At 65.7% G+C, this 6317-nt stretch carries 4 protein-coding genes and 3 pseudogenes; 4 read left to right on the plus strand and 3 right to left on the minus strand.

Annotation, left to right across the window (positions count from 1 at the left end; all coding sequences use genetic code 11):
- Nucleotides 1–451, plus strand: a pseudogene (locus ABZ624_RS41655) (protein translocase subunit SecF); the annotation flags it as partial.
- 1353 nt (nucleotides 452–1804) lie between these two features.
- On the opposite strand, the pseudogene ABZ624_RS41660 reads toward ABZ624_RS41655, so the two are convergent.
- Nucleotides 1805–2164, minus strand: a pseudogene (locus ABZ624_RS41660) (transposase family protein); the annotation flags it as partial.
- A gap of 821 nt (nucleotides 2165–2985) precedes the next feature.
- Between ABZ624_RS41660 and ABZ624_RS41665 the strand changes: the two are divergent.
- Nucleotides 2986–3333 carry a hypothetical protein gene (locus tag ABZ624_RS41665; protein ID WP_360100737.1) on the plus strand — a complete coding sequence of 116 codons (348 nt, stop codon included), beginning with the start codon at nucleotides 2986–2988 and terminating at the stop codon, nucleotides 3331–3333.
- Nucleotides 3334–3625: 292 nt separating this feature from the next.
- Here the strand turns inward: ABZ624_RS41665 and ABZ624_RS41670 are convergent, their stop codons facing one another.
- Nucleotides 3626–3874, minus strand: a complete 249-nt coding sequence (locus ABZ624_RS41670) for an integrase core domain-containing protein (protein ID WP_360100740.1) — start codon at nucleotides 3872–3874, stop codon at nucleotides 3626–3628.
- 724 nt (nucleotides 3875–4598) lie between these two features.
- On the opposite strand from ABZ624_RS41670, the pseudogene ABZ624_RS41675 reads away from it, so the two are divergent.
- A pseudogene (locus tag ABZ624_RS41675) lies at nucleotides 4599–5353 on the plus strand (transposase family protein).
- Here ABZ624_RS41675 and ABZ624_RS41680 read toward each other — a convergent pair.
- Nucleotides 5345–5479 (minus strand): transposase, encoded by a 135-nt coding sequence (locus tag ABZ624_RS41680; RefSeq protein WP_360100743.1) that lies wholly within the window; start codon nucleotides 5477–5479, stop codon nucleotides 5345–5347. The pseudogene ABZ624_RS41675 and the gene ABZ624_RS41680 sit on opposite strands and share 9 nt — an antisense overlap.
- A gap of 441 nt (nucleotides 5480–5920) precedes the next feature.
- On the opposite strand from ABZ624_RS41680, the gene ABZ624_RS41685 reads away from it, so the two are divergent.
- On the plus strand, nucleotides 5921–6205 hold the full coding sequence (locus tag ABZ624_RS41685) for a hypothetical protein (RefSeq protein ID WP_360100746.1): 285 nt from the start codon (nucleotides 5921–5923) through the stop codon (nucleotides 6203–6205).
- The last annotated feature ends 112 nt before the right edge of the window (nucleotides 6206–6317 follow it).

Consider the following 6317-nt stretch of genomic DNA (forward strand, 5'->3'; position numbering starts at 1 on the left):
CCTCGGTTACTCGCTCTACGACACGGTCGTCGTCTTCGACAGCCTCAAGGAGCAGACGAAGGACATCACCAAGCAGACCCGCTTCACCTACAGCGGCATCGCCAACCGGTCGATCAACGGCACCCTGGTCCGTTCCATCAACACCACGGTCGTCGCCCTGCTCCCGGTCGCGGGCCTGCTGTTCATCGGCGGTGGCTTCCTCGGCGCCGGCACTCTGAACGACATCTCGCTGTCGCTGTTCGTCGGCCTCGCGGCCGGTGCCTACTCGTCGATCTTCATCGCCACACCGCTCGTCGCCGACCTCAAGGAGCGCGAGCCGGCGATGAAGGCCCTCACCAAGCGGGTCCTGGCCAAGCGCGCCCAGGCCGCCGACGACGACTCCCACGACGCCGCTCCCGCCGTCGTGGGCCCCCGCAACCGGGGCCGCCGCCGGCACTCCGGGAAGCGCTGATGACCAGCGGGTCTGCAACACCAGATCGAGATGACACGAACTCATCCCGGGCACGGCGGGCGACGCGCGGGCTTAGCTTGGCTGTTACTCCCGGCTGAGGCTGCGCCGGCGTCATGATAGGGCGCGTTTTCACTCTTATTTGCGGTTGAGGACCGGGACAGCGGAGGCTTGGCGGTGGTCGCTGCCCCTGACCCCTAACCCTTTGGCGGCAGCATGCTCACGGTGCCGCCAAGGCCGTTGGACCCGTCGTCTCTCCCCGTGGGCGACGGGCCCAACACATGGCGGGAGCGTTCCGCTGTCAAGGTCACCTTCTGGCAAGCCGATATGCCGCATCCCATGCAGCCCTTTCAAGCGCACGGACCGCTCAGCCGCTGGAAAGGTACCTGTCCCGTATGCCAGACACGCGAGGCAAGTTGCTTCCATATGGACAGTCGGCGCCCCCGACCCGCTCGGAACTCCGGCTGACACCAGGACCGAACCTCTCATGGACATCGTGAACCGGCAGCCTGTCGACCGACTGCATCCCGGTGTCACTGTCACGGCCCGCCTCTACGGCCCTGACCGGCCCTACCGAATTTCGCGAGGGGTCCCACGTTTTTCATTCCCGCCTCGCTTTGAATACGCCCATCATGGTCATAGAATGCCGCGTCCTGCGGCCTTGCCCGTCCATAAGGAACGCTACATTCGCTGTACGGCCGGCCAGGCGGAAGTGGCAGCCTGGGAGGCTGCGCAAACTGTCCCAACTGACTCGCGCTGAGCTCGACCACGCCCGTCAGTCACGGCTGGGAACAGGCGATTACAGCCCCGCCGACATGGCAATACCTGAACGAGTCACGCCTCGTCCGCAGTCGGCGAGCCCACATCGAGCCCCCCCTCATGCCGAGCGGGACGGACGGACGCCGATCGTATGCAGGCCATGGCGCTTCTGCTCCACATGGCCGCGGAGAGGTACGGCGGGAAGCCGGTGAGGGCTGCCCTGGCCGGATTCCTCAAGCAGTACGTGCTCCCCGTCCTGAACTCCGCGGCACGAGAGCGAAGTCCGCGCCATGCGCTGCCGTCAGTCGCTTAGCTGAGCTTGCTGCTGGGCAACTTGAGCTCGGACTATGGCCGCCCGGTTCGCCGCCGATGCCGTCGATTCCGCCACCCTAGCCATCGCCCCGCGCGCCATGGCCGTGCAGCCCACGAGCTGGGCCGTCACACTCCAGCGTCCCACGCCCTAGCGAACAGGCCGCCTCCTATGCCGACGGCGCTCCACCCGCGGTCCAGGCCTATACGCACGCCCACTACGCGGTGTGCCACTGGCCCACTACGACCGCCGCACCGCCCTGGATCCCCTCGCACACGCAGAATGTCGAGGATGAGGGTCTGCTGGGTGAGGCGGGCTTGGATGATGCCGTGGGCGCGGGTGGCGGTCAGGTCATGGGTGCGGCCCGGTGTTGCCCGGGAGATCCATAGGGGTGTGCCGTCGCCACGTGTGATGAGCTGGACGTTCGGCCGTGCTTGTGATGCTTCATCGGGGAGTGCGGCTCGTCGGCTTTGACGCGGTCGGTGGAGGATCAGGGTGCCGTCCCGTCGACGATCATGAAGTCGTCGTCGCCCGGACCGACGAGGGCTTGATGCAGGCCGGGTGCCTCGGAGGCCGGGACCTCGAGGGTTTCGTCCACGTACCGCCAGGCGGTCGCCTCTGAGACGCTCATACGGGATGTCGAGCATGGAAGGATACGGAACCAACGAAGCCCCCCGGCGGATGGTCGTGTTGAGTGAGATCACCAACCAACGACGAGGGGCTTCACCACGTCACCACCCCGTTTACCAGGCCATACGACCCTCCAGACGCAGGATGAAAGGGGTTCACTGACGGGCCTCCCGGGCCATTCACCGCGCCTCGGGTCCGTGAACGCTCTGAACCATCCTTACGACTACGCAACGAAGCCGTATACGGCGCTGCCACCCTCACCCGTGCCTGCCTCGCCGAGGCCCACTGGAACGCCGGGCACCTCGAAGAAGCCCTGGTTCACTGGCAACGCTTCCTCTCCGCCTCCGCCGTCCTCCAATCCGCCCGCGCCACGCGCGCCACCTGCAGACCTTGCGAGTGAAGCTTCAACCGCTCCATGGCCACCCCGACGCCCGTGAACTCCTGGTCCGGACACGGCTCCTCAGCTGAACACGCAGCTCCCCCCCGACCGACGCAACCAGCGCACATCCTGCACACTTCGTCGATACGCAACCTTAATCTTCCAACTTCCCTTACTGCATCCAACATTTCCTCATTTCGCCACCTTGGCATCACGGGTGGGTTGGCCTGCCGAGGAGGATTGGCAATCGCCAAACCGGGCAGGCGAGTCGGTGAACACCTTGTAATCCGGGGACGAAGCGTCGAACTTTGCGTGATCTCTGACCATGATCGGCCCTCTCTTCACCTTCGTGACGAGCAGCGATGCAGCTGCGGTGGTAGGCCAATGGGAAGGGACAACGCACGAGAAGTGCAGGAGGGACCCGAGGGAATGTCGCCGCAACGAACAGAGGTGCCTGATGTGATCGAGCAACCCACGGGCTCGGCGAGCCCCCTGACGTACGTCTCGGAGGCGGCCCGCTCCGGCCTTCCCCGAGACTTGGTCGCCGCCCGTGATGATCTGACCCGAGTGCAGGAGCAGTTGAAAGACATCATGGCGGGCCTTGCGGTGGGGGACGTCAGGGGAGACACGAGGGAAGAAAGGGAGAGCGCCAGGCGTGTCTCCCATTTGCGGAAGCGGCAAGCCGACCTTGTCTCGAAGGTCATCGGGCACGGCTTCTGGATCGAACTGGATCCCGCGGACGTGCTTACGATGTGGAACACACTTCATCACCGCCCACAGCAGGATGCGACCAGCACTACGAGCTGACGCATGCCACGGCCGAGGGATGCTATCCCCCGGCCGTTCAGCGCAACGAAGGTACCGGCCGGCACCTTCCTACACGAGGGTCTCGCCGGTCGGCTCCAGGGCGTTCGGCCTGGACGCCGAACAGGCGCGGCCAGGTCGCCGCACGCGGCCCACGCCTGGCCCGACCCATTCATCGGCCGCGTGTTGCGCATGCAGCCCGACCAGGGCAATGTCAGTTCTCCTCTGACTTCCTGTTGATGGTGGTTTGTCGCCACACGGGTCTGTCAATCCCCGGTTTTTGTGGAGACGTTGCTTATGCGCATCGGCCTTCCTGATCGGTCTGGGCTCGCGCTTCCTGGATGATCCGTTCGAACTCGGCGGGTGGCTTCCCGCCGGCCGCGCTGTGGCGGCGTTTGGCGTTGCAGAAGTCCGCGATCCATGTGGCGGTGTTCAGCCGGGCCTCGGCCCGCGTACGGAACGTGTGCCGGTGCACGTACTCGATTTCGGGGGCGGAGGGGAACGACGCGGCGGCGTTGTCCAGCGCCGATCCGGTGTGCCCCATGGACTGCGCCGCACTCCAGCGGCCGCACAGATGCTGGAGTGCCTCACGGGTGTGTTGTGCAGGGCGGCGCTGACCAGCGCGGCATCGTGCCGTTCGCCCGTCGCGTAGCCCAGGGCGCGGTGGGAGGAGGCGTCGTGGGCGCTGGTGAGGCAGAGCTTGACCTCGCCGGTGTCGATCGCCGTCATGCCGCCCCACCGCAGCGCGTTGGTGCGGTGGCCTCGAACTTGCGTCGCACCAGGCCAGGAGCGGCTTTCCACTGGCCGGGGTGGGTGAGCTAGCGGCGTCGGCGCGGCGGCTTGCGGCCCTGCGGACCGAGTTCGGCCGTGATCTCGGCGACGGTGTGCAGTCCAGCCCGCCTGGCCTCGCGCCTCGAACGTTGTGCACGGTCTTCTGGCCGCTGATCACCCCGACGAGCACCGCCGGGTCCGCCACAGCCACTTCACCCACAAAACCATGCAGCGTTTGAGCAGGTCACGCTCCATAGCCAGCTCCGTGTCGTCCTTCTTCAGCTGGGCGTTCCCCCGCCGCAGCCGCGCGAATTCCTCGCTCCCACCCACCAGCCCGGCCCCGCTGGGCGCGCGACACCCAACCGGCCAGCGTGGTCTCATTGAGCCTACTCCAGCCTGGCGATGCCGTCCGCAAGTTGGTCGGCTCTGCAACGTGGTGAAGGTCCTGGTAGACGGTGTCACGACCAAGATCCACCGTGCACCACCAGGAGCTTCACGTGCTTGTCTATCCGTCGGCGATCGATCTGTCCACCGCGCACCTGCGGCATCTGGCCTGCCAACTGGCCGTCCACCGCTGGGAGATTGGTACACGATGGCGACGGCTGGCCGCCGGCCGTCAGGCCCTTCTCGTCCTGGCGCACCTGCGCTGCGGTGACACCTACGCCCAGCTCGCCGCCGGGTTCGGCATCGGGATCGCGACCGTCTATCGCTATGTCCGTGAGGCCATCAAGGTACTGGCCGAGCTCGCGCCGACGCTCGACGAGGCGATAGCAACGGCGCGGAAGAAGGCGTATCTGATCCTGGACGGCACCGTGCTGCCGATCGACCGGATCGCCGCCGACCGCCCGTACTACCCCAGCAAGAAGAAAGACCACGGCATGAACGTGCAGGTCCTCACCGATCCCTTCGGCCGCCTGCTGTGGGCCTCACCCGCGCTCCCAGGCGCCACTCACGATCTGACCGCGGCACGTGAGCACGGCATTCTGGATGCGCTCGCCGCGGCCGGACTCACCACCTACGCCGACAAGGCGTACCAGGGTGCAGGCCGCCCCGTTCGCGTCCCGTTCCGCGGACGCCACCTCAAGCGGTGGCAGCGCCCGTACAACACCACCCACGCCAAGATCCGCTGCGTCGGCGAACAGGCCATGGCGGTCCTGAAGGGCTGACGCCTACTCGCAAACTCCGCTGCAGCACCAACCGCGTCACCGACATCGTGAAGGCCGTCCTCGTCCTTCACCTCGCCTCAACGTGATGTTGGAAAATGCTCATTGAACCCGAGATCCTTCGCGACCTGCGCGATCGGCTTACCGGCCTCGGTGACGATCCACACAGCCCCCTCACGGAAATCCGCATCGAACTTCCGTCTCATCCTCGCCATGAACTCTCAACCGCCCTGCAGCCACGGCCTCTACGCTACGAGGGGAAAGTCAGGGCTGACTTGTCGGTCTCCGCTCTCGCCAAGGTGCAAAACGGCGATTGGGGCGAAGCTTCGGTGTCCACTGCGGTTGAAGACGGGGAACGCGGCGAGCCTGTCGTCGGTGCCCGCCAGGGAACCGAAGTCCGCGGGTCTCCCATCTGCTCAGGAGGGCTGACCCGGGCGGCCCAAGCTGCCCGCAGCGCCAGAGCAGAGATGCCGCGGGCAGCACTCCTGACGATACCGGCCGACATGGTGTCGAGGTTGTGGCCAGTCCCGCGGAAGCGAACGACCGTCGAGGCGGGTGCGGAATCGTTCGCCGCAGTGGGCGCATTCACCTGGGCTTTGGCCCGTTCGTAACGGGAAAACCAGAGAAAAGGGATAAGGAGCTTACAGAATGAGAGCATGGCAGCTTATGCATACAATGGGAAATCGATCATCATCGCCGGATCCGTCGTGATCCCGGTCCACGCCAAGCTCTGGAAGCACTACACGCAGCCCTCTGACAGGTGGTTCGGCATCCTAGTGTCTGACGACCCTCGCGTCGACCTCCGTCCGTTGCAGGAGAGCGACGAGCTCACTCTGCGCTTATCCGACGGCAACGAGGGGAGCTTCACGGTCGACTGGGCCTCTGCGAACCCCGCCGCCGGTCCGCTCCGCATCAAGGGATTGAGACAGCCACCGTTCTAGTGGGTCTGCTTTGATTTTGGCTCTGGCCCGTAATCGGTGGTAACCAAGGGTGACGGGCGCCGTTGGTGTGGTGTGCGAGATGTCAATGAGCTTGTGGCTGTGGTGTTTTCGG

The organism is Streptomyces sp. NPDC007205 (genome assembly GCF_040634095.1).
Classification (GTDB): Bacteria; Actinomycetota; Actinomycetes; order Streptomycetales; family Streptomycetaceae; genus Streptomyces.

Coding starts and splice junctions, on each gene's coding strand:
- ABZ624_RS41670 (WP_360100740.1), bottom strand. CDS start 3,874: ATGGGGCACACCGGATCGGCGCTGGACAACGCCGCCGCGTCGTTCCCC.
- ABZ624_RS41680 (WP_360100743.1), bottom strand. CDS start 5,479: ATGGCGAGGATGAGACGGAAGTTCGATGCGGATTTCCGTGAGGGGGCT.
- ABZ624_RS41685 (WP_360100746.1), top strand. CDS start 5,921: ATGGCAGCTTATGCATACAATGGGAAATCGATCATCATCGCCGGATCC.